At 65.8% G+C, this 23,958-nt stretch carries 23 protein-coding genes and 1 tRNA gene; 8 read left to right on the forward strand and 16 right to left on the reverse strand.

The annotated features are described in order from the left end of the window. The first annotated feature begins 17 nt into the window (after positions 1-17). The 6 genes from GBA63_RS13075 to GBA63_RS13100 all read left to right on the forward strand — a co-directional run bounded on the left by GBA63_RS13075 (position 18) and on the right by GBA63_RS13100 (position 5,728). The gene (locus GBA63_RS13075) at positions 18-1,304 is read left to right on the forward strand and encodes a PucR family transcriptional regulator (protein WP_166176715.1); all 1,287 of its coding nucleotides are present in this window, start codon (positions 18-20) and stop codon (positions 1,302-1,304) included. Between the two features lie 392 nt (positions 1,305-1,696). Beyond that, positions 1,697-3,121, forward strand: a complete 1,425-nt coding sequence (locus GBA63_RS13080; protein ID WP_228282122.1) for an ammonium transporter — start codon at positions 1,697-1,699, stop codon at positions 3,119-3,121. A gap of 120 nt (positions 3,122-3,241) precedes the next feature. Beyond that, the gene (locus tag GBA63_RS13085) at positions 3,242-3,523 is read left to right on the forward strand and encodes a PH domain-containing protein (protein WP_166176717.1); all 282 of its coding nucleotides are present in this window, start codon (positions 3,242-3,244) and stop codon (positions 3,521-3,523) included. 487 nt (positions 3,524-4,010) lie between these two features. Beyond that, a complete protein-coding gene (locus GBA63_RS13090; RefSeq protein WP_207956770.1) occupies positions 4,011-4,613 on the forward strand; it encodes a TetR/AcrR family transcriptional regulator C-terminal domain-containing protein in 603 nt (200 codons plus the stop codon). A gap of 31 nt (positions 4,614-4,644) precedes the next feature. Next, the gene (locus GBA63_RS13095) at positions 4,645-5,457 is read left to right on the forward strand and encodes a CPBP family intramembrane glutamic endopeptidase (protein WP_166176721.1); all 813 of its coding nucleotides are present in this window, start codon (positions 4,645-4,647) and stop codon (positions 5,455-5,457) included. 124 nt (positions 5,458-5,581) lie between these two features. Continuing rightward, the gene (locus tag GBA63_RS13100) at positions 5,582-5,728 is read left to right on the forward strand and encodes a hypothetical protein (protein WP_166176723.1); all 147 of its coding nucleotides are present in this window, start codon (positions 5,582-5,584) and stop codon (positions 5,726-5,728) included. 40 nt (positions 5,729-5,768) lie between these two features. Here GBA63_RS13100 and uvrB read toward each other — a convergent pair whose 3' ends face one another. The 12 genes from uvrB to GBA63_RS13160 form a co-directional block, all read right to left on the reverse strand. Next, on the reverse strand, positions 5,769-7,766 hold the full coding sequence (gene uvrB, locus GBA63_RS13105) for an excinuclease ABC subunit UvrB (RefSeq protein ID WP_166180167.1): 1,998 nt from the start codon (positions 7,764-7,766) through the stop codon (positions 5,769-5,771). A 128-nt stretch (positions 7,767-7,894) separates the two neighbouring features. Then, positions 7,895-8,155 (reverse strand): hypothetical protein, encoded by a 261-nt coding sequence (locus GBA63_RS13110; protein ID WP_166176725.1) that lies wholly within the window; start codon positions 8,153-8,155, stop codon positions 7,895-7,897. A gap of 27 nt (positions 8,156-8,182) precedes the next feature. After that, entirely contained in the window at positions 8,183-8,848 is a 666-nt protein-coding gene (locus GBA63_RS13115; protein ID WP_166176727.1) for a lytic transglycosylase domain-containing protein, read from the reverse strand. Continuing rightward, a complete protein-coding gene (gene coaE / locus GBA63_RS13120) occupies positions 8,829-9,440 on the reverse strand; it encodes a dephospho-CoA kinase (RefSeq protein WP_166176729.1) in 612 nt (203 codons plus the stop codon). The genes GBA63_RS13115 and coaE overlap by 20 nt, the downstream gene beginning before the upstream one ends. Positions 9,441-9,481: 41 nt before the next feature. Beyond that, positions 9,482-10,762, reverse strand: coding sequence for a 30S ribosomal protein S1 (gene rpsA / locus GBA63_RS13125; protein ID WP_166176731.1), 1,281 nt, complete (start codon positions 10,760-10,762; stop codon positions 9,482-9,484). 83 nt (positions 10,763-10,845) lie between these two features. Next, a complete protein-coding gene (locus GBA63_RS13130) occupies positions 10,846-13,365 on the reverse strand; it encodes a DNA polymerase I (protein WP_166176733.1) in 2,520 nt (839 codons plus the stop codon). A 118-nt stretch (positions 13,366-13,483) separates the two neighbouring features. Beyond that, positions 13,484-13,936: a hypothetical protein gene (locus tag GBA63_RS13135; protein WP_166176735.1), complete on the reverse strand. Its 453-nt coding sequence runs from the start codon at positions 13,934-13,936 to the stop codon at positions 13,484-13,486. A 273-nt stretch (positions 13,937-14,209) separates the two neighbouring features. Continuing rightward, positions 14,210-14,923 (reverse strand): ABC transporter ATP-binding protein, encoded by a 714-nt coding sequence (locus GBA63_RS13140; protein WP_228282123.1) that lies wholly within the window; start codon positions 14,921-14,923, stop codon positions 14,210-14,212. 2 nt (positions 14,924-14,925) lie between these two features. Continuing rightward, positions 14,926-15,720, reverse strand: a complete 795-nt coding sequence (locus GBA63_RS13145) for an ABC transporter ATP-binding protein (RefSeq protein ID WP_166176737.1) — start codon at positions 15,718-15,720, stop codon at positions 14,926-14,928. Next, positions 15,713-16,879: a branched-chain amino acid ABC transporter permease gene (locus GBA63_RS13150; RefSeq protein WP_166176739.1), complete on the reverse strand. Its 1,167-nt coding sequence runs from the start codon at positions 16,877-16,879 to the stop codon at positions 15,713-15,715. Before GBA63_RS13150 ends, GBA63_RS13145 begins: the two co-directional genes overlap by 8 nt. A gap of 1 nt (position 16,880) precedes the next feature. After that, on the reverse strand, positions 16,881-17,966 hold the full coding sequence (locus GBA63_RS13155) for a branched-chain amino acid ABC transporter permease (RefSeq protein WP_166176741.1): 1,086 nt from the start codon (positions 17,964-17,966) through the stop codon (positions 16,881-16,883). 70 nt (positions 17,967-18,036) lie between these two features. Beyond that, positions 18,037-19,293 carry a branched-chain amino acid ABC transporter substrate-binding protein gene (locus GBA63_RS13160; protein WP_228282124.1) on the reverse strand — a complete coding sequence of 419 codons (1,257 nt, stop codon included), beginning with the start codon at positions 19,291-19,293 and terminating at the stop codon, positions 18,037-18,039. A gap of 162 nt (positions 19,294-19,455) precedes the next feature. On the opposite strand from GBA63_RS13160, the gene GBA63_RS13165 reads away from it, so the two are divergent. Continuing rightward, a tRNA-Leu gene (locus tag GBA63_RS13165) sits at positions 19,456-19,539 on the forward strand. Between the two features lie 91 nt (positions 19,540-19,630). Here GBA63_RS13165 and GBA63_RS13170 read toward each other — a convergent pair. Next, positions 19,631-20,104: a nuclease A inhibitor family protein gene (locus tag GBA63_RS13170; protein WP_166176745.1), complete on the reverse strand. Its 474-nt coding sequence runs from the start codon at positions 20,102-20,104 to the stop codon at positions 19,631-19,633. A gap of 140 nt (positions 20,105-20,244) precedes the next feature. Here GBA63_RS13170 and GBA63_RS13175 point away from each other — a divergent pair, with 140 nt between their 5' ends. Then, positions 20,245-20,784 (forward strand): inorganic diphosphatase, encoded by a 540-nt coding sequence (locus GBA63_RS13175; protein ID WP_166176747.1) that lies wholly within the window; start codon positions 20,245-20,247, stop codon positions 20,782-20,784. Between the two features lie 103 nt (positions 20,785-20,887). Here GBA63_RS13175 and GBA63_RS13180 read toward each other — a convergent pair whose 3' ends face one another. From GBA63_RS13180 to GBA63_RS13190, 3 genes are all read right to left on the reverse strand, one after another. After that, positions 20,888-21,499 carry an SRPBCC family protein gene (locus GBA63_RS13180; protein WP_166176749.1) on the reverse strand — a complete coding sequence of 204 codons (612 nt, stop codon included), beginning with the start codon at positions 21,497-21,499 and terminating at the stop codon, positions 20,888-20,890. Positions 21,500-21,599: 100 nt separating this feature from the next. Further along, complete coding sequence (locus GBA63_RS13185; protein WP_166176751.1) at positions 21,600-22,682, reverse strand: Brp/Blh family beta-carotene 15,15'-dioxygenase; 1,083 nt, start codon at positions 22,680-22,682, stop codon at positions 21,600-21,602. Further along, positions 22,663-23,904 carry a lycopene cyclase family protein gene (locus GBA63_RS13190; RefSeq protein ID WP_207956771.1) on the reverse strand — a complete coding sequence of 414 codons (1,242 nt, stop codon included), beginning with the start codon at positions 23,902-23,904 and terminating at the stop codon, positions 22,663-22,665. The genes GBA63_RS13185 and GBA63_RS13190 overlap by 20 nt, the downstream gene beginning before the upstream one ends. Positions 23,905-23,958: the final 54 nt, after the last annotated feature.

Raw genomic sequence — 23,958 nt, forward strand, 5'->3', positions numbered from 1 at the left:
CCGGGGGCGAGACCTCCTTGGCCGGGACCGTCGCGCGCGTCGCGGGGCTACTGGGCCGCTCCGTGGTGGTCGAGGACCCGGTGGGGCGTCTGATCTCCGGCTCACCCGAAGCCCGCGGGGAGAACAGCCTGTGGGGTTTGCTCGAGGATCTGTCGCTGCGGGCGTCCAGGGCGTCGGGCGTAGACGAGACCCGCCGCGAGCGCAGGGACCGCTACGCGAGGCTGCCCGACGGTTACCTCTCCGTCCCCGTCGAACGCTGGCGCGTCGAGGACCGCGAGTTTTTCTGGACCCCGATCGGCACCGGCGCCCCCGCCGGATACCTCTGGGTCGACCTCGAAGGCGAGACCCTGCGCCCCGAAGACGTGGTCCACCTGTACTGGGCCAGGCGCGTCCTCGAATCCGAGCTCGCCAAAGACCGCGTCCGCCTCGAAACCGAGCTCGGCGTCCGTGGGGACTTCGTCGACGACCTGGTAAACGGCCACTACGGGTCGGTCGACTTGCTCCTGCAACGCGCCGGCTACCTCGGGGCCGATCTCGCCAACGGGGCGCTCGTCCTGATCGTGGACATCGACGACTTCGCCCGCTACCTGGAACGCCGCAAACCAAAGGAACCGGCCATCCAGGAGCTGAAGCGCCGTCTGGCCGAGGCCGTGAGGATGCAGACCCGCCAGCTCTTCTCCAACTTCCTCCTCGGCCCTCGCTCGGACAACGTAATCGTCTTCCTGGGCTCCTCCGAGGACACCCCGCCGGAAGACCTGCCCGAGAAGGCGCAGCTTTTGGCAAAGGGCGTTCAGCGTTACGTAAAAGGCCTCCTCCCCGACCTGACGATCTCCGTCGGCATCGGGCGCAACAAGAGGAACCCGGCGCTCCTTCCCGACGCCTACTCGGAGGCCGAGGTGGCCCTGGAGATCGGTCACCGCATCCACGGCCCATCCTCCGTCTCCACGTTCGAAGGCACCGGCACCTACAAGCTCCTCTTCCGCGTCTTCCAGGAGAACCCGGAGGAACTAATAGCCTTCTACGAGGAGACCCTGGAGCCCGTCGTCCGCTACGACTCCCGCTACAGCACGGAGCTCGTCCAGACCCTCGTAACCTACCTCGGCAACGACGCCTCCACCGTCAGAACCGCCTCCGACCTCTACGCCCACCGCCACACCATCCGCTACCGCCTCGACCGCGTGAGCGAGCTGACCGGCCTCGACGTCGACAAGAGCGAAGACCGCGAACGTCTCACCCTCGGCATAAAAGCCATGCAACTCCTCGGCCGCGTCCCCGAACGCCCGACCAGCTTCGCTGATCGGTAGCCCGCCGCCCTTCGGGCAGCTTTCAGCCCGCTCCGCCCTGTCGGGCTCCGCTCTCAGCGCGCTTCGGCCCGCTTCGCAGTCTTAGCTCTCAGCCAGTCAGCTTCCCGCCGCGCAGGCCACGACCGGGCCGCGCCCCGCGCGATGGTTCCTCCGACGCGTGGCGCAACAGTACCTGACAACTTGCTGATAGCTGATGGCTGAAAGGCGCGAAGCGCCGGGCTGACAAGCGGAGGCGAAGCCGGAGCGCGCTGATGCCCGCCCCCTTGGACATTCGCCTCAACAAACAAGTCCCGCGGGGTGGGCATCTTTGTCCAGACGGCCAAAGATCCTCCCGGGGGCGACACATAGACTAGGTTCCGAGAGAATATACTCCCGTTTCCTAAGGAGGGACTTTGCGGCGGTTAACCATTTTCATGCTCACGACGATGATGCTCGTCCTGGCGTTGCCGGCCCTGGCTTTCGCGCAGGACGCGCCCTCGACGGCGGACCTATCGCTCGCCATGGACACCATGTGGGTAGTTATAGCGGCCGTCCTCGTCCTGTTCATGCAGGCGGGGTTCGCGATGCTCGAGGTCGGGTTCTCGAGCATGAAGAACGTCGGCAGCGTGGTGGCCAAGATCCTGGTGAACCTCGCGATAGCGGCCCTGCTCTTCTGGGCGGTCGGCTTCGCAATCACGTTCGGCACCGGCAACGCCATCTTCGGGACCCAGGGCTGGTTCCTGGCGGTGCCGGCGGGCCAGGTAAACGACGTCTACGCGGGGCTTTCGTGGACACAAGTTCCGCTCTCGGCCAAGTTCCTGTTCCAGGTCGCCTTCTGCGCCGTCTCGCTGGCGATCGTGTGGGGCACGATGCTGGAGCGGACCAAGTTCGCCGTCTACGTCGTCTTCGCCGTGGTCTTCGCGGGGCTGCTCTACCCGCTGGTGGGGCATTGGATCTGGGGCGGCGGCTGGCTTACCGAACTCGGTATGCAGGACTTCGCCGGCTCCACGGTCGTCCACCTCTCGGGCGCCATGGCCGCGCTCGCCGGGACGCTGCTTCTCGGCCCCAGGCTCGGCAAGTACGACGACGAGGGCCGTCCGGTGAACATACCCGGCCACAACATGCCGCTCGCGGTTCTGGGCGTCCTGATCCTGTGGGTCGGCTGGTACGGCTTCAACCCGGGCTCCACGATGGCGGCGAGCACCCAGGTCGCCGACATCGCCCTGACCACCACCCTCGCCGCCGCCGCCGGCGTGCTCGGCGCCATGAGCATGAGCTACATGTATCGGAGGAACATCGACGTCGGCATGGGCGGCAACGGCGCCATCGCGGCACTCGTCGCCATCACCGCCCCCTGCGCCTTCGTCGCGCCCTGGGCCTCCATCGTGATCGGCTTCCTGGCGGGCGTCATCATGTACGCGACGCTGGTCTTCGTGGACAGGATCGGCGTCGACGACCCGCTCGGCGCCATCGCGGCGCACGGCATGGGCGGCATCTGGGGCACGCTTTCCTGCGGCCTCTTCACGACCCCGGCGCTCGCGGCGGTCGGCGAGCCCGGCCTCTTCTACGGCGGCGGCTTCTACCAACTCGGCATCCAGGCCCTCGGCATCGTGGCCTGCGGCGGCTTCGTCTTTATAGCCTCGCTCGCGGTCTTCGCGGCCCTAAAGGCAACCATCGGCATCAGGGTCAAGCCAGACCAGGAGCTCGACGGCCTCGACATCCACGAGCACGGGGTCTTCGGCTACCCCGACCTCGTCGCCACGGACTACCAGAACGGCAACGGTCACACCAGGAGAGCCCCCGAGCCGGTGAGCGACACCGCGGAAGGCACCGCGTAAAGACAGGGTTTCGGCACCGGCCGGGAATTCCCGGCCGGTGCTTTTTCGCGCCCGCCCTTCCGCGGGTAGAGTTCTGTATGCTGAAACGAAACACGAACCCGAGTAGGCACGGAGGGCAGTTTGGAGGCACCCATAACCCAGGCCACGGCCCACAACAACACGATAGTCGCGGTCTTCGAAGACCGCGTCGAGGTCAAGAGCGGCTGGCAGTCGCAGAACGTGGAGGCTTTGGACCTGAAGCAGGTCGCGACGGTCGCGATCCGGGGCCTCGTCAACGCAACGCTGACGCTCGAAACGAACACCGGCCGCGTCCTCCGACTCAACCGCATGGCCCTCCCCGACGCCCGCAAGGTCAAGAAGGCAATCGAACGGCAGAAGCAGAGGGCGGGACTGTACGATTGAAGCTAATGGCTGTCGGCCTTCGGCTTTCAGCCAGAAGCGCCGGGCGACGCGGTAGCGACCGGAGCCAGGCCTGTCGGTTCTCCGTGGAGGAGCCGAACGACAAGCGCCACCTCTAGAGCGGTTTGCGGAGGTATCGAGCCTACCGCGAGCAGGCATCCGGGTTCTCGGGTTCTCAGGGGTGGAAGGTCGGGGCCCGCCCGCGGCCTCGGGGCGCACCCCTAAGAGCCTCGGCGCCCACGGGGCGCCGAGGGTCGGTCCTTCCGCAAACCGCTGTAGAACCCCGGATCCAACCAAACCGGCGCCGGCCAGCCTCGGACGGCGCGCATCACCGGTCGCGACCCCTCTCGCCGCGCAGATTTCTTACTCGGACCGTCTCTCCGATGTCGCCCTTACATCGTACACTTACGATGTAATCATGCCGTGAATCCTGTAAGCTGTCGGCAAAGGCGTGGGAGGGCTACTGTTGGTCGAGGCGAAGAGGCGGCCGTTGAGCCGTCGGCGGGTGTTGGAGGCGGCGGTAAGGTTCGTGGACCGGGAGGGGCTCGGGGCCCTCAGCATGAGGAAGCTCGGGGCGGATCTTGGCGTTGAGGCGATGTCCCTCTACAACCACGTCCCGAACAAGGACGCGTTGCTCGACGGGATGGTCGAGGTATTGCTCGGGGAGTTGGAGGTCCCTTCCGAGGGTGGGGATTGGGAGGAGCGGGTTCGGGAGGCGTACAGGGGGTTTCGGAGGCTGGCGCGGGAGCATCCCAACGTCTTTCCGCTGCTGGTCGTCCGTCCGGCGAACACCATGGACGGGGTCTGGCTCGTGGAGGAGTTTCTGAAGACGTTGCGGGAGGCCGGCTTCGACGCGGTTACTGCCTTGTACGCTTTCAGGACGCTCTCCGGGTACGCGATGGGTTACGCGATGGCCGAGATCCGGGGCTTCGCCATGGAACCGGGCGGCGACCGCGCGGGCGTCCGGGCCCTTCCGGCGGATGAGTTTCCGCGCATCTCGGAGCTCGAAGGACGGCTGGGCGAGGTCGACCGGGACGCGGAGTTCGAGTTCGGGCTGGGCCTCATCCTGGGTGGGTTGAGGGAGAAACTCTGAGAAACGAGGAGATCCGGCAGGCAGGGCGCAGATGAGGCGCTTCCCCGAGAGGCGTCCGGTGGTCTTCTGCCTGCTGGTGACGCTGGCGCTCTTCGCGCTCACGGCCTTGAGCCGGTTCTCGTTCCCGAGGGCGCCGGTCGGCAACATCAAGCGGCTGCCGCAGAAGGCCTTCGAGACGCCCACGGGCCTCGACCGGGTAATCGAAGACCTCAAGAGCCCGGAAGTGCTGTTCTGGGGACTGGCCATACTGCTGGCCCTCGCCCTGCTCCTCTGGACCGGCCTGTGGCGCGAGGCCGGCTTCAACCGGCCCATCGTGAAGAACCTGCGCCTGCTGTGGTTCCCGCTCTTCGTCGGTGCCCTCACGCTCTCGGGGGGCGTGTTCGTGTCGGGCATCGACGCCTTCGTCTCGGCGTTCCTGGTGGTGCTCGTGGCGGCCTTCGGGCAGGAGTTGCTTTTCCGCGGCCTCCTGTGGCGGGCGCTCGCGCCCGTGGGGCCCGTGGGGGCAACGATCCTGACCTCCCTGCTCGCCGGGGCCCTGATCTTCGGCAGGACCTTCACCGACGGTCCCTGGCCCGAGGCCGTCCGGCTCACCTCCCTCGCCGTCTGCAGCGGCTTCACCTACGGCGCCCTCCGCTGGCGGACCGCCTCCATCTGGCCCGTCATCCTCGTCCACACCGTCTTTGCCCTCGCCGTCGACGTGGCCGCCCTCGGTACGGTCACCTACCAGATCCTCATAATCCTGAGCACCGTTGGCTTCGTCCTCTACGGCCTCTTCCTCCTGCGAAACCGCGCCGTCCGAGCCGACGGCGGTCTCGCGGGGCCTAAATCCCCCCGCGTCAGGTAACCACAGCGTAGAAACGTCTACCCCAAAAGGACCAGAAAAAGATCATGCACAAATGCCATGCGAAGCACAAGCGTTCCGAGAGATACTGCTGCAGGACGGAGAGGCCAGAAGCGGAGGAGATACCATGACCCAGGAAGAGATCATTCGGTTCGCGCTGGTGCTCAGGGAGGCCGACAAAGTCCGCGCCAGGATCGCCGAAGACGAGGCCGCCGAAGCAGGAGCGTTCGAGGACGATTTACTCCCCGAGGTCCCGCTCGGTATCGCCGCTTGAGCTCCCGTGGCATCGGCCGGCCGCGCCGGCGGCCACGTTCCTACGAGATGACCTCCTGTAGCTGACGCTCCAGGTCCTTGACCTCGTCGCGGAGCTTGGCCGCGTACTCGAACTTGAGCTCTTCGGCGGCTTCCAGCATCTCGGCTTCGAGGTCGGCGATGAGGGCGCGAAGCTCGTCCGGGTCGCGGGGGGCCTCGCGACCGCTCTTTTTGTTTGCCTTGTAGAGGCCCTTGGCTTCGGCGGCTACCAGGATGTCGGAGACGCCCTTCACTATGGTGCGCGGCTCGATGTTGTGGCGCTCGTTGTAGGCGGTCTGGATCTCTCGCCTGCGGTTCGTCTCCCCGAGCGCGACCCGCATCGAGTCCGTCTCCCGGTCCGCGTACATGATGACCCGCCCCTTGACGTTACGGGCGGCACGGCCGATGGTCTGGATGAGAGCCCGCTCCCCGCGCAGGAAGCCCTCCTTGTCCGCGTCCAGGATGGCGACCAGCGTTACTTCCGGCAGGTCCAACCCTTCTCGCAGGAGGTTGATGCCAACCAGCACGTCGAACTCGCCGGTTCTCAATCCCCTTATGATCTGGATCCGGTCCAGCGTCTCGATGTTGGCGTGCATGTAGCGGGCCTTGACGTTGTGCTCCAGCAGGTAGTCCGTCAGGTCCTCGGCCATCTTTATGGTGAGGGTGGTGATGAGGACTCGTTCGCCGTGCTCGACGCGCACGGCGACCTCGTTGAGGAGGTCGTCGATCTGGTTCTTCGTGGGCCTGACCTCGACCTCCGGGTCGATGAGACCGGTCGGGCGGATGATCTGCTCGACTATCTGCCCCGAGTTCTCGAGCTCGTACGGCCCCGGCGTTGCCGAGACGAAGACCATCTGCTCGGTCTTTAGCAGGAACTCCTCGAAGGTGAGCGGCCTGTTGTCGAGTGCTGAGGGAAGCCTGAAGCCGAAGTCGACGAGGGTCGTCTTGCGGCTCCGGTCGCCCTTGTACATGCCCCGGATCTGGGGCAGCGTGATGTGCGACTCGTCCACGAAGGTTACGTAGTCTTCCGGGAAGTAGTCGAGCAGGGTGTAGGGCGTCGAGCCGGGCGGCCGCCCGTCCATGTGGCGGGAGTAGTTCTCGATCCCGCTCGTGAACCCGAGCTCGCGCATCATCTCCAGGTCGTACTGGGTCCGCTGCTTGAGCCGGTACGCCTCCAGCACCTTGCCCTCGCCTTCGAGCTCGGCGACGCGCTCTTCGGCCTCTATCTCGATGTTCTTGATGGCCGTCGCCATCCGGTCCTCGCCGGTGACGAAGTGGGTGGCCGGGTAGACGGTCAGGACGTCTAGCTCGCGCAGGACCTCACCGGTCAAGGGGTCGGCCTCGACCATGCTCTCGACCTCGTCCCCGAAGAAGGAGACCCGGTAGATCGTGTCCTGGTAAGCCGGGTGGACCTCGAGAACGTCGCCGCGTACCCTGAACGTGCCGCGGTTCAGCTGAAAATCGTTGCGGGTGTACTGGATCTTGACGAGGTCCCGCAGGATGTGGTCCACGTCGTAGAAGCCGCCTTGCTCCAAGAGCACCATCTTGTTGCGGTACTCCTCGGGGCTACCGAGGCCGTAGATGGCCGAGACGCTGGCGACCACTATGACGTCGCGGCGCGTGAACAGGCTGCTCGTGGCCGAGTGCCTGAGCCTGTCTATGTCCTCGTTGATCTGGGCGTCCTTCTCGATGAAGGTGTCCGTGCGCGGGACGTAGGCCTCGGGCTGGTAGTAGTCGTAGTAGGAGACAAAGTACTCTACGGCGTTGTTCGGGAAGAACTCGGCGAACTCGCTGGCGAGCTGCGCCGCGAGCGTCTTGTTGTGCGCGATGACCAGCGACGGACGCCCGACCTTCTCGATGACCCGGGCCATCGTGTGCGTCTTGCCGGAGCCCGTAACACCGAGCAGGGTCTGCGCCCTTAGCCCCGAGTCGAGGCCGGAGGCAAGTTTCTCTATGGCCTGGGGCTGATCTCCGGTCGGCCTGTACTCGCTGTTTACCTGAAAGCTGCTGCGGGTCTCGATGCGGGTCCCTCCCCTACGCGGATTGCGCGGGCCCCGAAAAGGCCATCACCATCGGCCCCGACCCGCCCGTAAATTATACGGCAGTAACCCCGTTTTTCCTCTCTTTTATTGGCGGGAAGACCGGCTCTTTACTGCCCGCCGCCTGCCTTCTCCTCCGCCTGCTTCTGGGCGTTCCTGGCGCCTTCCTCGACCTGTTTTTGGGCCTTCTTGGCCTCTTTTTCGAGTCTATCTTTGCCTTTCTGGATCTCCTCGTTGGCCCGCTTCTTGCCCTTGTCTACCTGCTTGTTGACCTCGTCGCGCACCTGGTCTTCGACCGCCTGGCCGCACGCCACCGCGCCGGTGGACGGGATCAGGGCGACCATCAACAGTATTGCCAGCCTTCTTCTCATGCGTCTCCTATCTGACGACCCATTCTGTTACGAGTCGCCGAACCTGCGGGTTTCGTCGTAGATGTTCGTGAACGGGATCGACCAACCGGGGTCCCGCCGCAAATCCTCACCGTAGAGGTCCCCGTAGACCTCCCTGGCTTCGAGCGAGTTCTCGACGTAGTCCCTGGTCTCTTTAAAGGGTATGTCCTTTGCTATGTCGAAGCCTTCTTCGGAGATCCAACCATCCACCCTGCCCTCTCCGGAGTTGTAAGCCGCGAGCATGAGCCGCTCGTCGCCCCTGTACCGCTCGTCGAGGTAGCCCAGGTACCACGCGCCCAACCTGATGTTCGTCCGCGGCTCCCTGTAGTCGCCCCGGATACCGCTGCGCTGCTGGACGAACTCGGCGGTCTCCGGGAGCATCTGCATGAGGCCGTAGGCCGTCTGGTGGGATTCCGCGTCGGGCCTGAAGCGGCTCTCGGTGTAGATCACGCCGGCCACGAACGCGGGCTCCAGCCCGTTCTCCCGGCTGGCCTGGCGGATGGTCTCCTCGTAGCGCAAGGGGTAGACGGTCTTCCTGACGGTCTCGGGCGCCCCGAGGACGAAGGGGAGCGCGAAGAGCGCGGCGACGCCGGCGAGTGCGGCCGCCAGCAACAGCAAGACCCCCCGCCGGCGGCGTGCCCGCGACTTGCCGTACCTACGCCTCTTGTCCGCCACCGCCTTCAGAGCTCTTCTCCCCCAGGATCTCCGCCCACAATTCCTCGGCCTGCTCCTTGAGTCTATCCGGGCCTCCGTCGTTTTGTACCACGACGTTGGCCCGCCGGGCCTTCTCCTCGGACGGCAACTGCCGCCCCTCTATCGCCCGCAACGCCGCCTCGTCCACGCCCCGCTCGGCGGCCCACTCCTTCCGCCGATCTTCCGGTACGACCACGGCCACGGTACGGTCGAAGTCCTCCCCGCGCCCCGCCTCGAACAGGAGCGGGATCTCTACCACGAACACCTCGGAGCAGGAGTAGCTCACGAGCCTGTCCGTCTCGTCGTGGACCAGGGGGTGGAGTATTTTTTCTAGCTCAGCGAGCTTGGCCGGGTCCGCGAAGACGACGCGGCCGAGGGCCTTGCGGTCCACGCCCTCGTCTCCAAGCACTTCTGCACCGAAGCGCTCCGAGATGTCCGAGATGGCCTCTTCGTTCTGGCGGAGCAGGCTGTGGACTATCTCGTCGGCCGAGTGGGTCTCGGCGCCAAGATCTCCGAGCATCCGGACGAAGGTGCTCTTGCCGGACGCGAAAGGGCCGGTGACCGCGATGGTCACCGGCCCCTCCCTTTCGGGGCAGCCCTCTTTGGGGGGCCCGGTTATCTCTCCTCGAGGTCCAGGTCGGAGAGCGAGTCGAAGGCGCCCGTGCGCAGGCCGCTACCTTCGGTGCCGCCCCGGCCCCGGTCGGTGCCGCGGTCGGAACGCTCGTCGCGGCGCGGAGGACGGTCGTCGCGCTGGCGCGGCGGGCGGTCGGCCCGCTCTTCACGCTCCTCGCGCTTCGGACGCAGGGAGAGCGAGAGGCGGCGGCGCTTCGCGTCGACGTCGATGATGCGGGCGTCGACCTCGTCGCCGGAGCGTACGATCTCGTCCGGCGTCTCGACGTGGTGCTCCGCGAGCTCGGAGATGTGGATCAGGCCCTCGACCCCCTCCGCGACCTCGACGAAGGCGCCGAAGGAGACCAGCTTGGTGACGCGGCCCTGGATCTGCTCGCCGACGTTCACCTTCTCGACGATCTCCTGCCACGGGTCCTTGCGGGTCTGCTTGAGCCCGAGCGAGATCCTCTCCCGGTCCCTGTCCACTTCGAGGACCTTGACCTCGACCTCCTCGCCCACCTCGACGACCTCGGACGGGTGGTCGACGTGCTGCCAGGAGAGCTCGCTTATGTGGATCAGGCCGTCGATGCCCTCGAGGTCGACGAACGCGCCGAAGTCCACGAGGTTCGAGACGGTGCCCTTGATGATCTGGCCCTCTTCGAGGGAGGTGAGGATCTTCTCCCGCTCCTCCTTGCGCTCCTCTTCGAGCACGGCGCGGCGCGAGAGCACCACGTTGTTGCGGCTGCGGTTGAGCTCGATGACCTTGCACTCCAGCTTCTGGCCGAGGAAGGACTCGAGGTTCCTGACGCGCCGGATGTCCACCAGGCTCGCCGGCAGGAAGCCGCGCAGGCCGATGTCCAGGATCAGGCCGCCCTTGACGACCTCGATGACCGGGCCCTCGACGGTCCGCTGCTCGTTGTAGGACTCCTCGATCCGGTTCCACGCCCGCTCGAAGGCGGCACGCTTGGCCGAGAGTATGAGCCTGCCGTCGGCGTCCTCTTTCTGAAGCACCAGTGCTTCGAGGCGCTGGCCGAGGTCGACCACGTCGTGCGGGTCGGCGCCCTTGCGGATGGTCAGCTCGTTGGACGGGACGAGCCCTTCGGACTTGTACCCGATGTCGACGAGCACCTCGTCCCGGTCGATGCGGACTACCTCGCCCTCGACTATGTCGCCGTCCTTGAAATCTATGAGGACGCTCTCGTCGACGGGAACGACCTCTCCGTTCTCTTCCCGGAAGAAGTCCTTCATCGTCAACTCGCGGGTGGTCTTTTCGGTGGTGTCAGTCATCTAACCGGTTGCTTCCTTTTTGCCTAGTTTGCCGAACAGGGATTATAACAATGAACCGTTACCGGATCGTTGCGAAATCTTCTCTAGTTTACCTCATTCACCGCCAGAGGTCGCACCCGCCCCCAGCGCTCCCCCACCTTGGCTTCTACCTCCAGCGGCGGGTGCAGGTCGTAGGCGGCGACCATCCTGTCGATGGCGAGCGCGGCGACCGTCTCTTCCCGGCCGCGGTCCACGTCGAAGACCAGCTCGTCGTGGACCTGCATGATCATGTCCGCCCCGAAAGACCGTAACCTGGCCTGCAAGTCCACCATGGCCACCTTGATGATGTCGGCCGCCGTCCCCTGGACCTTCGCGTTGAACGCGAGCCTCTCCCCGAGCTTCCTGACGTTCTTGTTCGAGTTCTTCAGCTCCGGCACGTACCGCCGCCGCCCGAACAGCGTCGTCGAGTACCCGAGCTCCTCGGCCTCCTCCAGAGTCTCCTTCATAAACTCCGTTACCCGCGGGTAACGCTCGAAGTACCGCTTGATGTAGCGCTCGGCCTCCGCCGGGTGCACGTTTCCGAGCCGTGTGGCTAGGCCAAAACCGGAGATCCCGTACAGGATCCCGAAGTTGACCATCTTCGCCCGCCGGCGCAACTCCGGCGTAACGCTCTCCATCCGCGTGTCGAAGACCTCCGAGGCCGTCCTCGTATGTATATCCTCGCCGTTCTCGAACGACTCGACGAGCGACGGTTCGCCGGTCATGTGGGCGAGTATCCTGAGCTCTATCTGCGAGTAGTCCGCGACGACGAGGCGCCTACCCGGGGAGGCCGTGAAAGCGTCCCGGATGCGCGCGCCGGTCTCGGTCCTGATGGGGATGTTCTGGAGGTTCGGCTTGTCGCTCGAGATGCGCCCGGTCGACGTCGCCGCCTGTCTCAGCGTGGTGTGGATGCGGCCGTCTTCGGTGATGAGGTCGCGCAGCCCGTCTATGTAGGTGCCCTTTAGCTTGGCGTACTCCCGGTACTCGACTACGAGCTCGGCTATGGTGTGGCCCTGGATGCGCAACTGCTCGAGCACCTTCGCGTCGGTCGAGTAGCCCGTCTTCGTCTTTCGGATCGGCGGAAGGCCCATCTCCTCGAAGAGGACCTCGCCGAGCTGCTTCGGCGAGCCGATGTTGAACTCGTGGCCGACCTCCTCGTAGATGCGGGTCTCGAGGTCGCTTATCCGCCCGACGAGATCCTCGCCGATCTCTTCGAGGGCGGCCCGGTCGACGGGCATCCCGACGTCCTCGACCTCCCCGAGCACGTCCGCCAGCGGCAACTCGACGTCGTAGTAGAGACGGGCGAGCCCCATCTCTTCGAGTTCGGACTGCAGCTTCGGGTAAAGCGCGAAGATGAGGGCCGCCCTACGCGCCGCCGCCTCGACCTCGGGGTCCTCCTGCCCCACTTCGACCTCGGCCAGCCCCCGCTCCCCGGCAAGCGCCTCCAGCTCGTAGCTCCCGAGACCCGGCTTGACGAGGTACGCCGCGAGAAACGTGTCGAAGGCCGCCCCCCGCACCCCGAGCTGCTTCGCGTCGTGGACCTTCAAGGGGACGTCGGGCACGCCATCGACGAGCCGCACCTCCCCCTCGGAGACGGCCACGCACCACCGGCCGCCCTCCCCGACCGGCGCCGCCGCGACTGGCTCGAAGGACAGCTCCACCGGCTCCTCCGAGACGCTCACTTCCAGCCTCTCGGGGGGCGGTGGCGCCTCACCACCGATGACGGGAAGCGTCGCGAAGCGCGGCTGGAGGGTTCGGAACTCGTAGCGGCGCAGGACGACGTCGTGGCTCTCCGGGGAGACGCCCTCGAAACGCAGCGCCTCCGGGTCGAACCGGACCGGCGCGTCGAAACGCATCTTCGCCAGCTCCAGCGACATGAAGGCGCTGTCCTTGCCCTCCTCCAGCTTCTTGCGGGTGCCTTTTGCGGAGATATCGTCCAGGTTCTCGTAGATCTCCGCCACCGTGCCGAACCTCTGGAGCAGGTTCGAAGCTCCCTTCGGGCCGATGCCGCGGACGCCGGGGATGTTGTCGGACGGGTCGCCGATGAGGGCCTTGTAGTCCGGGATCTGCTCCGGCGTAACCCCGTACTCCTCGACGACCTCGTCCCGCCCATAAGTCTTGGTCTCCGAGACGCCGCGCGTCGTCCGCAGCACCTTCACGTTTCCGTCGACCAACTGCATCGCGTCCTGGTCGCCCGTGACTATGAACAGCTCGGTGCCCTCCGGGATCTGGCGCGACATCGTCGCCAAGGCGTCGTCGGCCTCGAAGCCTTCGGCACGCACGGCGGGGATGTTCATGGCGTCCAGGATCTCGTCCAGGTGGTCGAGCTGGACCTTGAGCTCCTCCGGCATCGCCGAGCGTTGGGCCTTGTAATCCGGGAAGACGTCCATGCGGAACTGGGGCTTGCCCGCGTCCCAGACCACGCCGAGGCCCACCTCTTCTTCCGATTCCAAAAGCTTCAGGATCATGCTCGTAAAGCCGTACAGCGCGTTCGTGGGCAATCCGCTGCTCGTCGAGATGCTCTGCGGCAGCGCGTAGAACGCCCGGTAGAGCAGGGAGAAACCGTCGATGAGATAGACACGCATTCCGAAGGATTATACCGAAGAAGCTTCGATCAAACCCCGCCGAAATCGTAAGGAGAGGGCCCGGCGTACGAATCTTCGCCGGGCCACTCCGTCTCTTTCCGCTGTTCTACGAATCCCTTCAGAGGCGGCGGAAGTGCAGCCTACCGCCTTCTTCCCCGGGCGTGAGCTCGTAGCGCTCCAGGTCGTAGGAGACGTACATTCTGGACGTGATGCTGGCGGCCTGCTCGTGCTTTTTGCCGCCCGAGGCCCCGAGCGCCGCTTCGCGGCTCTCCCAGAGGCAGAAGGAGAGGCAGCGGCGTCTCTCGTCGGCGTCGCCCTTGAAGTAGCGGAGGAGGCCGCCGGACCTCAACGCTTCCGCGTATGCCAGGTCGTCGAACCAGCGGAGCAGGTCCAGGTCGGCGTCGGGGCGGCGCACGGAGCGGAAGACGACCAGGTAGAGCCGATCGAAGTCGTATCCGGCGATAACGGGCCAGTCGAAGCCCTGTTCTATGGGTAGGTTCTGGTAGTCCGAACGGACGGGAGAAATTCTTTGGGCTGCCTCTTGCAGGCCAACCCGAAGGGAGAGCGTCATTGTTCACCTCTCTGGGTTCTGTTCTCTAGGCTTCACCTCCTCTTGCATGGACGGCACGGTACCTTCCCTTGCGCCCGATCACGGTCCCGCGCAGATCGCCGGGCTGCCTCACGTTCGTGTGGCCGAACCCGTAGGAGCCGAAAGCGAGACGCCTGTACCTGTGGGACGGCGCGTAGAACGACGGTAGTGACAGAACGAATGGCCTTATACCAGACACGCTATTACTATACGCTTTTGGTCCGCTAAAGTCTACTTAGCCTGTGCAGAAAGCCATTACATCTCACCGAGGTACGCCTCGCGGACCTTCGGGTCCTGGCGCAGCTTCTCGGCCGGGGCCGAGTTGACGATGGAGCCTGACTCCAGGACGTAGCCACGGGTGGCTATCTCGAGGGCCACGTTCGCGTTCTGCTCGACGAGGAGGATGGTCGTGCCCTGCTTGTTGATCTCCTCGATTATGTCGAAGATGCGCTCCACGAGCACGGGCGCCAGGCCCATCGAGGGCTCGTCCAGGAGAAGGAGCTTTGGGCTGCTCATCAGGGCGCGGCCGATGGCGAGCATCTGCTGCTCGCCGCCGCTCATCGTGCCGGCCTCCTGCTTGATGCGCTCCTGCAGGCGGGGGAAGAGCTCGAAGACGCGGTCCATGTCCCGGCGGATGCCGTCGCGGTCGTTGCGGTGGTAGGCGCCCATCTCCAGGTTCTCGCGGACCGTCATGCGGGAGAAGATCTTGCGCCCCTCGGGACTCTGGGCGATGCCCTTCTTGATCATGCCGTGGGCGGGTACTTCCTGTATCTCCTCGCCGTCGAAGATTATCTTCCCCTGTCGGGGCGGCAAGACGCCGTTAATGGAGCGCAGCGTCGTAGTCTTGCCCGCGCCGTTCGAGCCGATCAGGGTGACGACCTCCCCCTCCTCGACCGTTAGAGAGACCCCGCGCAGGGCGTGGATGTTCCCGTAGTAGCTGTGCATGTCCTGGACCTCTAGGAGCGGCACGGCTAACCCGTCTTCGCCGTTCCGAGGTAGGCCTCGATCACCCTCGGGTCCTGGCGGACCTCCGAGGGCAGGCCCTCGGAGATCTTCTCCCCGTGGTCGAGAACCGTCACCCTATCGGAGATGCTCATCACCACGCGCATCTCGTGCTCGATGAGCAGGATGGAGATCCCACGCTCCTCCCGCAGCCTGCGGATGAGGTCCGTCAGCCGCGCGGTCTCCTGCGGGTTCATGCCCGCCGTCGGCTCGTCGAGCAGGAGGAGGGTAGGCTCCGAAGCGAGCGCCCGCGCTATCTCGAGCCTCCGCTGGTCGCCGTAGGAGAGGTTCTTCGCGAAGGTCTGCCGGTTGCTGATGCCCACGAAATCGAGCAGCTCGCTCGCCCGCTCGGCGGACTCCTTCTCTTCGCGCCGGGTGGCGGGGGTGCGGAGGATGGCGCCGAGGATGCCGCTCTTGAGGCGCGTGTGCATGCCGGAGAGCACGTTGTCCACGGCGCTCATCGTGCCGAAGAGCCGGATGTTCTGGAACGTGCGCCCGATCCCCATCTGCGCCCGCTGGTGGGCCTTGAGACGCGTGATGTTCTTGTCCTTGAAGACGAAGGACCCCGAGGTCGGCCCGAAGAGGCCGCTCACCATGTTGAAGAACGTCGTCTTGCCGGCGCCGTTCGGCCCGATCAGGCTGACGATGGACCGCTCCGGGATGTCGAAGTTCACGGAGTTGACGGCCACGAGGCCGCCGAAGACCTTGGTTATGCCGCGCGCCTCCAGCAGGGGCGTCTCCTTCTGGCCGTTCCCCTCAGGCACGGGCGCCCCCCATCGCGTCGCCGGTGCCGGGGTCCTCGTCGCGCAACTCCTCCTGGCGCTGGCGGTTGGGGATGATGCCCTCGGGTCTCAGGAGCATCATCAGCACGAGGACCACGCCGAAGATAAAGAAGTTGTAGCGGGCCAGGTCCACGTTGCTCATCGCCGCGCTGCCCACCGTGTCGCCGATGGCGTGAACGACGGTGCTCAGCTGCGGCAGTACGTAGAAGTTGATGCCCTGGAGTGCTATGGCGCCCAGGATCACGCCGTAGATGTTCCCCATCCCCCCGAGCACGACCATGCAGAGTATCAGAATGGAGATGTTGAACGAGAAGGCGTCGGGGAAGATGTTCTTGATGAACGCCCCGTAGAACGCGCCGGCGAACCCGCCGAACAGCGCGCCCAGGGCGTAGGCCCACAGCTTCGTCGTTACGGGGTTTATGCCCATGGCGGCGGCGGCCGTCTCGTCCTCGCGCACCGAGATCCAGGCCCGCCCGAGCCTGGAGTTCTGCAGGCGCACGTTTACGTAGACCGTGACGAGGACCATCGCGAGGATGGTGTAGTACCAGGGGTTGAGATCGAGGGTGCTGAACCGCTGCCACGTGTCGAGCGAGTCGGGCAGAAACGGGAAGCCCGGCGAGTCTATGGCCTTGATGCCGATGGTCCCGTTCGTGAGGTTGAAGCCGCCGAGGTCGTCCCCGTTCTGGAAGAACCGGGGGATGATCTCACCGAACCCGAGCGTGACTATGGCGAGGTAGTCCCCCCGCAGCCTGAGGGTCGGGAAGCCGATGATCATGCCGCAGACCGCGGAGAAGGCCCCCGCAAGTAGGAGCAATATCCAGAACGAGACGTGTATCCCCGGCAGGGCCTCGCCGCTCAAGGACGTCGCCGTCGAGCCGAAGGAGAAGCTCACCCCGTTGAAGTGGCTCGACGCGAACCACCCGACCACGTAGGCCCCGAGCGCGTAGAACGCCACGAAGCCCAGGTCGAGAAGGCCCGCGAAACCGACCACGATGTTCAGGCCCAGGGCCAGCATCACGAAGATGGCGATGGTGATGGCGGTAAACAGGGCGTCAGTGCCGAGCGCCGCGTCAATAAACGGGAGCAAGACGGCGAGCACGATCAGGACCGCCGGCAGCACGAACCTCCTGTAGCGGGCCAAGCTACTCGCCCCCGCCCTGCACGGCCGATCGGTCCCCGAGAAGGCCCCGCGGCCTGAAGACGAGAACCGCGATCAGGACGGCGAAGATCACCACGGACGTCCACCTCACGCCGATGTACTGGTCCGCCATCGAGCCGATGATCCCGATCAAGAACCCGCCGACAACCGCCCCGCTCAGGTTCCCGATGCCGCCGAGCACCGCCGCCGTGAAGGCGAAGAGGCCCTGGGTGAAGCCGACGTTGAAGACGGTGATGCCGTTGAAGAGCCCGTACATGACGCCGGAGGCGCCGGCGAGGATACCGCCGAGCATGAAGGTGATGGAGATGGTGCGGTTCACGTTGATGCCCATCATGGAGGCCGCCTCCTTGTCCTGGGCGACCGCCCGCATCGCCTTGCCCTGGCGGGTGTTGGAGATAAAGTAGGAGAGGGCGACGAGCAGGGGAACCGTCACCGCGATCACGAACAGGTCCTTCCAGCGGAAGATCACGGCCTCCCCGGGCAGGATGTTGGCGCTGGAGATCAGCTCGGGGAACGGGACCTGGGCCGGTCCCTTCCAGATAAGCCCGACGTTCTGCAGGATAAAGGACATGCCTATGGCCGTGATGAGCACGGCCAGCCGCGGCGAGTTCCTCAAGGGCTTGTACGCCACCCGCTCGATGCCGACGCCGAGCAGGCCGCAGACCACCATCGCGACCACGAGCGCGATCACGACGCCCAGGATCTTCAGCAGGGTCCCGCCGTCGCCGGTGATCGGGGCGAAGAACTGCAAGCCCACGAACGTCCCCGACAACACCGTGATGCCGACGAAGGAGCCGATCATGAAGTTGTCGCCGTGGGCGAAGTTGATGAGCTCGATGATGCCGTAGACGAGCGTGTAGCCGAGCGCGATGAGCGCGATGATGGCCCCATTTGTAACTCCGATAACGAGCTGGGATGCGAACTGCCCCGGCTCCTGGACGGCCTGGGAGAAGAGCAACACCAGCACGACCGCGAGAACGACCGCGGACAGGCGCGTGCTCCAGCTGGACGCCCTGACGCTCTGCAGCAGGGCCTCCGACCTGCTCTTGGCCGCTCCACCCGTCGTCATAGGACCCCTCTTCTAGCGGTGGGGACCGGCCCGAAAGGCCGGCCCCCAGGCGAACTGTACGTGGCTCCTCCTAGAGGTCCGCTACGTCGACTACCCGGTCGAGCGTGAACTCGCCGCCGTCGACGGTCTGGACCGAGAGCTCGGTGAGGCTCGTGTCGCCGTCCTCGTCGAAGCTCCAGGTTCCGAGCACGCCCTCGAAGTCCTCCGTTGCGAAGACCTCCTCGATGACGGCCTGGCGCTCGGGCACGCCGCCGGCGTCTTCCGCGGCGCGCTCGATGGCGTCGAGCATCACGTTGGCGGCCTCGTAGGCGTAGGCGGTGTAGGGCTGGATCTGATCGTCGTACTTGCTCTCGTAGGTCTCGACGAACTCCTGGCCCTCGGCGGAGAGCTCGCTCTCCGGCAGGCCGCCGAAGGTGACGTAGATGCCGTTGGCGGCGTCCCCGGCCTGGCCGAGAAGCTCGTCGACGAAGATGCCGTCGGGGCCGACGAAGAGAACCTCGTCGTTGGGCATACCGGCGCCGACCTTGTCCTTTATGAGCTGGGCGGCGTTGTTCTCGATGATGCCGCCGAAGTAGACGGCGTCGGGCTCGGCCTGGGCGACCTTGTTCATCAGGGAACGGTAGTTGGAGGCCGAGCCGTCGATGCCCTCACGGCCCAATACCTCGATGCCCTGCTCCTCGGCGGCCTTCTGGAACTGGTCGGCGAGGCCCTTGCCGTAGGTCTCCTTGTCGTCGAGGATGTAGACGGACTGCACATCCTCCTGCTGCATCAGCGCGGCACCCGCCTGGCCCTGCTTGTCGTCGGCCACGATCACGCGGGCATAGTTGCGCTCGCCCGTCGGGTAGTACTTGTCCGGCTCGTCCGGCTCGCCGCCGGGCTTGGTGAGGCCGATGTAGGTGTTGGCCGGGCTGACCATCGCGAGGCCGGCCTCGTTGAGGGTCGGGATCTGGGTGGCGGCGCACCCGGAGTTGAACGGGCCGATCCAGCCGATGACCGCCTCGTCCTGCGCGGCCTGCTGCGCGTTCTCGGCGCACTTGGCCGGGTCCCACTGACCGGCCTGGGCGGTCGCGTCGTCGAGGGACTCGTAATCTATCTGAAGGCCCGCGACCTCGCCGTCGCGCTGCTGGATGGCGAGCTTGATCGCGTTGACCATCGTCGTCGTCTGGGCGCGGTTCGCGCCCTGCAGCGGCAGGTCGCTGACTATCTTGACAGACTCCCCGCCGCCGGAGCCGCCGCCGCCGTTGCTCGCCCCGCCGCATCCCACTACTAACAGGGCCGACAATAGCCCCGCGACCACCAAGGTCGTTACTCGACGCGCTTTCCTCAATTCTCCTCCTCGATTCCCATCTACCCGAGTTCGCCGCCGCGGCGGCCCGAAAAAGTCTTGTTGAAACGGCATTATGGGTATGCATACTCCGGTTTGTCAAGCAGCGTGTGCCCGCGCCCGGAACACCTTTTATACGTTGGTATAATGCTCCCCGTTCCGCACGCCGGAGTGGCGGAATCGGTAGACGCGCCGGACTCAAAATTCGGTGAGGGAAACCTCGTGTGGGTTCGAGTCCCACCTCCGGTACTTGGTGTACGAAGGGCCACGGCCCTTCGTACACGCTTTCAGCTTTTAGCTATCAGCCGTCAGCTTTTGTTTGGGTTATTGGTCGGTTGGATCAGGTTTCTATGTTGATGGTCAATAGGCCGGAGAGGCCGTTTTCGTCCACGCCCACGAAGTAGATCGGGACTTCGGCGGTGCCGGTCTCGCAGCGGTAGACAGCAAGTTCTTCATAACGGCGGTGGAAGAGCTTCCCCAGCCTGCGGAAGCCGCGGGCGCTCTTTTTCTGGCCCGCGTCCATCCAGGGCTGGACGTCACCCAGGCGGTCGAAGGTGGCCTCGAAGCCAGAGCGGGACACACCACCCGCGGGGCAGCCGGTGAGCCCGGAGAAACGTTCGGCCGAGGGTAGTTCGTCCTCGCCCGGGTAGGAGACGAACCACCAGCGGCTGTCCGCCTCGGAACCAGGCATCTGGAGGCCTTCGGATGCTTTTAGAAGCCGCCCCTCCTCGTCCTGCGCGTTGGCGGCGGTCGCGAGCAGGAGGCCGGCCAGGAGCGCCGCCGTTCCTACCAGTACGCCCTTCCATCTGTTCATCTTCCTCTCCCTCGCCGGTTGCGGAACCATGCGCGGGGTATCGGCGGGGCCGGGGGTCTTGTTTAGCGTTGCGGAGGACGGAGTAAGATGGGCGCGGGACCGGCGACGGGGCCGTCCCGGGTTATCGGAGAGGAGTCGGGATGCCGCATCCCTGGCACGACGTGGAGATAGGGGAAGACGCCCCCCGGGAATTTCAGGCGCTGGTCGAGATCCCCAAGGGCTCCAAGGTCAAGTACGAGTTGGACAAGGAGACGGGCCTTCTAAAAGTGGATAGGGTGCTTTACGCCTCGATCCATTACCCCGCCAACTACGGCTTCATCCCGCGCACTTTGGGCGACGACGACGACCCGCTCGACGTCCTGGTGCTCATGCAGGAGCCGGTCCATCCCCTGAGCCTGCTCGTCGTAAGGCCCATAGGGATGATGCACATGGTCGACGACGGCGAGAACGACGAGAAGATCATCTGCGTCCCCCTGGAGGACCCGGAGTACCGCTCCTACGAGAGCTACGACCAGCTGCCCAAACATCGCCTGGACGAGCTGCGCAGCTTTTTCGAGGACTACAAGAAGCTCGAAAACAAGGAGGTGGACGTCGAGGACTTCGCCGACGCCGGAGAGGCCGTGGAGGCCGTCAGGCACGCCATGAAACTCTACGACGAACAATTCCCCGCAAACGGCTGACCGTTGCAGTCCGCCATCCGCACGCAAGAAGGGCCGGCGTCTCGTAGACGCCGGCCCTTCTCTACAACTGACTGCTGAAAGCTAATCGCTGACAGCTAGTACGCTAAAACTCGAAAATTATGCGCGACTTGCCCCTGCCGCCCGAAGAACCACCCCGGCGGAGCAAGAGCCACAGCACCACGACGCCACCTATGACGAGGAGACCGGTGCCCGAGGTGAGCGTGGCTATGGCGCCGCTGTGCGCGTCGGCTGCGGCGGGACGCTGCTGGACTTCTTCGGGGGTCGCCTTGCCCTCTATGATGTCCTTGAAGTTGCGCAGGTCCTGCTCCATGATCGCCTTGGGGCCCGAGGTCAGCCTCGAGGCCGCCTCCCCGAGCTTGCCGGCGGGCGGGTCCGCGTACTTCATCTGGACCTCTAGCCTCGTGCGGTTCGGGGTGACTTCCTGGAAGCGCACCTGCCCGGAGGTCTGGACGTCGCCGTCCAGGGTGTTCCACCCGATGGCACTGTTCGGCTCGTCCTGGGTGGTCCTGGCGTCGAACTCGGCCCTGTAGCCGAGGGGTCCCTTGACGACCCAGTGGGTGGTGTCCGGCCCCGTGGAGCGCACCTCTTCGATGTTCTTCATGAAGCTCGGCAGGTTCTCCAGGTCGCGCCAGTACTCGTAGACCTTCGCTACCGGGGCTTCTACCTCTATGCTTCCAGTGATCGGCTCCGCCATCCTTAACGACCTCCAGTGTCTGGGAATCCTGCAAGACTTCGATGAGCCCTCTGTGTACCCCCCCAGACCGGACGGGTAAACCTTGACCCGGCCCCCGCTCTCAAGTTACTGGACCATGCCCGGCTCCCGCCGGCGGAAGGGACCTTTTCCAGACGCCCTGACGGAGGTCCATGTACGCCACGAGGGAGGCGTGCGGGAGCGTTAGCGCCGAGACGAGCACGAGGTAGAGGGCGAGCAGGGAACCGGGGTCTTGCGCCGCCCTCGGAACCGCGAAGTAGAGCCCGGCGAGCAGCGCCAGGGCCAGGCCCGTCAGCGGCGCCGCGTCCTTCGCGAACCGGGACACGGCGCGTCCCGGACGCCCAGCGAGAAAGTCGGTAGAAGCCCCGGGGTCGAGCAGAACGAGCCTTGCTATGTGCCTGGGGGCGTGCCAGATCGTGAAGTACAGTCCGACCGCGAGGATCGGCGGCACTACGGCGAAGAACGCGAAGAGCAGCAGCGTCTCCAGCGCCAGGGGCGGAAAGACCGCGCGCCGCGCGACCCCGTCGCGGACCGCGCGGGAAACCAGGACCAGGGCCACCACCGACAGCGCCGCCCCAGCCGCGAGCCGGAAGGCCGGCCCGAACGCCCACGATGGGGCCGCGCCAGGGCCAAACAACCCGGCGGCGTCGGCCGCAACCCCCTCGTACGCGTCCGGGAAGAAGAGGAGGGGGACGAGCATGGGTATGCCGCCGCGCAGCAGAACCAAGAAGACCCGGCCCGTTGGTCCCAAACCGCCGAGCCCGTCCGGACCGAAGAAGAGCGCGGCGTGCAATTCCCCGGCTCCCCAGTGAAAGACCGTAACGCAGATGAAGAGGGCAAAGGCGATGGCCGGGGCGACGAACCACAGGATGAGGCAGAGCCCCGAAAGGAATATATAGAGGAGCACGACGGCGAGGATGCCCCGCCCATCCGCCTTGCGGCCCGAGAAGCGGGATGGCACCAGATGGTCCACCGCGCCGTGCGGCAGCCCGAAGAGCACGAGGCTCGCGGCGAACGGCAGGTACTGGGCCCAGGCCGGCGCGTGAAGCCCCGCGGCGAAGGCGACCGTCAGGGCAAGGACGATGAGTAGGGAAGGCCAGACCACGGCGCCCCGGACGGCCGGGGGCGCGGGCCTCGGATCCGAATCAGAGGATTTCGCGGACACCGTCGATACTCTCCCCGGCGGCCAGGCGCAGGAACGGGAGCTTCGGGAGAGCCCGGATCAGGCCAGCCTCGTCGGAGGGCGAGCTCCTTTCGGTCAGGAAGCGCACGAGCGCGTCGGGGCGCGTACCGGCGAACATGCGGGCGTAGATCCCCGGGCACCTCTCCGGCTGCTCGCGCAGGAGGCGCAGGAAGACCCGGTCAAGAAGCCCGTAACGCCGGGGGTGGACCCTCTCCGGGTCTCCCCCGCCGCCGGTCACGCTCGCCGCGAGCGCGCGGCAGTAGCGCTGGACGCGGAGGAAGGTGTAGCCGGTGGATGGGCGGGTCTCGCCGCCGAGCGTCCCGATGGCCCGGATGCGGGTTCCGGGTTTCCGCGGGAAGCGGCGGGACGTCATGGGTATGTCACCCCACTCTTCTCCCTCCGCCTCGTAGTCCCCTTCGGCGAGCCCGTAACGGTCGCGCAGGTAGGCCGAGAGCTCGGCCCGGTGGGTTTCGGGTGGGGCGCCGGTTCGGGACAGGTAGACGTTCTCGACCAGCGCCTCGCGCTCGTCGAAGGGCAGCACGTAGGCAAAACGTAGACCGCGGCCCTGGTCGACCGTGAAATCCATAAGGGTGCAGGTATCCGGGTCGAAGGTGGGGCGGCTCGCGCGGAGGCGAAGGCCGAGGAACTGTTGGGAGATCCAGGCCGGTTCCCGCCGCGCCTCTTTCAGGACCGGGGAGTCGGGCGGCAGGCCGCGCCCGTCGAACACGTTGCCGGCGAGGTAGGACCCCGCGGGGGTGCCGATCAGGACGCCGTCGTCCAACTCTTCGAGGGTCTCCACACTCTCTCCCAACCGGACCGTTACGTTGCCGCGGGCGGAGATCTTCTCTAGCGCGTCCTCGTAGAAGTCCGCGCCCGTCAGGCAGAGGTAAGGATACCGGGCGCTGGTGTGGACGATCTCCCTCTCTCCGGCGCGGACGGCCCAGGAGTCCCAGCGGCGGGTGGCGCGGCCGGAGAAGGGCGTCTCCTCGACGTCCCAGAAGCACCAGGTCCTGTCGTCGGTGAAGGTCTCTTTGCGGTCCAAGATCAGGATGGGCTCGTCCACGCCCCGTTCGAGGAGGTAATGACAGAGGCTCAAACCCGCACACCCGGCGCCCAGAATCACGTACCTCTCGGGGCCGGCGCCGCGGGGCCGCAGACGATCCGGCAGCGGCACCGACCTTCCCCGCCGCATCCGGGCAGTCACGGCCCCGCCTGATCTCTGTTCCCCAACATCCCAGCGATCATAGCGGATACCGGC

It is taken from the genome of Rubrobacter tropicus (assembly GCF_011492945.1).
In the GTDB taxonomy this organism is placed as follows: Bacteria; Actinomycetota; Rubrobacteria; order Rubrobacterales; family Rubrobacteraceae; genus Rubrobacter_D; species Rubrobacter_D tropicus.

What these genes read in the sequence shown, in the direction of transcription:
- GBA63_RS13095 (WP_166176721.1), top strand. Translation starts at nt 4,645, where the DNA reads ATGAGGCGCTTCCCCGAGAGGCGTCCGGTGGTCTTCTGCCTGCTGGTG.
- GBA63_RS13100 (WP_166176723.1), top strand. Translation starts at nt 5,582, where the DNA reads ATGACCCAGGAAGAGATCATTCGGTTCGCGCTGGTGCTCAGGGAGGCC.
- GBA63_RS13110 (WP_166176725.1), bottom strand. Translation starts at nt 8,155, where the DNA reads ATGAGAAGAAGGCTGGCAATACTGTTGATGGTCGCCCTGATCCCGTCC.
- rpsA (WP_166176731.1), bottom strand. Translation starts at nt 10,762, where the DNA reads ATGACTGACACCACCGAAAAGACCACCCGCGAGTTGACGATGAAGGAC.
- GBA63_RS13130 (WP_166176733.1), bottom strand. Translation starts at nt 13,365, where the DNA reads ATGCGTGTCTATCTCATCGACGGTTTCTCCCTGCTCTACCGGGCGTTC.
- GBA63_RS13135 (WP_166176735.1), bottom strand. Translation starts at nt 13,936, where the DNA reads ATGACGCTCTCCCTTCGGGTTGGCCTGCAAGAGGCAGCCCAAAGAATT.
- GBA63_RS13155 (WP_166176741.1), bottom strand. Translation starts at nt 17,966, where the DNA reads ATGACGACGGGTGGAGCGGCCAAGAGCAGGTCGGAGGCCCTGCTGCAG.
- GBA63_RS13170 (WP_166176745.1), bottom strand. Translation starts at nt 20,104, where the DNA reads ATGAACAGATGGAAGGGCGTACTGGTAGGAACGGCGGCGCTCCTGGCC.
- GBA63_RS13175 (WP_166176747.1), top strand. Translation starts at nt 20,245, where the DNA reads ATGCCGCATCCCTGGCACGACGTGGAGATAGGGGAAGACGCCCCCCGG.
- GBA63_RS13180 (WP_166176749.1), bottom strand. Translation starts at nt 21,499, where the DNA reads ATGGCGGAGCCGATCACTGGAAGCATAGAGGTAGAAGCCCCGGTAGCG.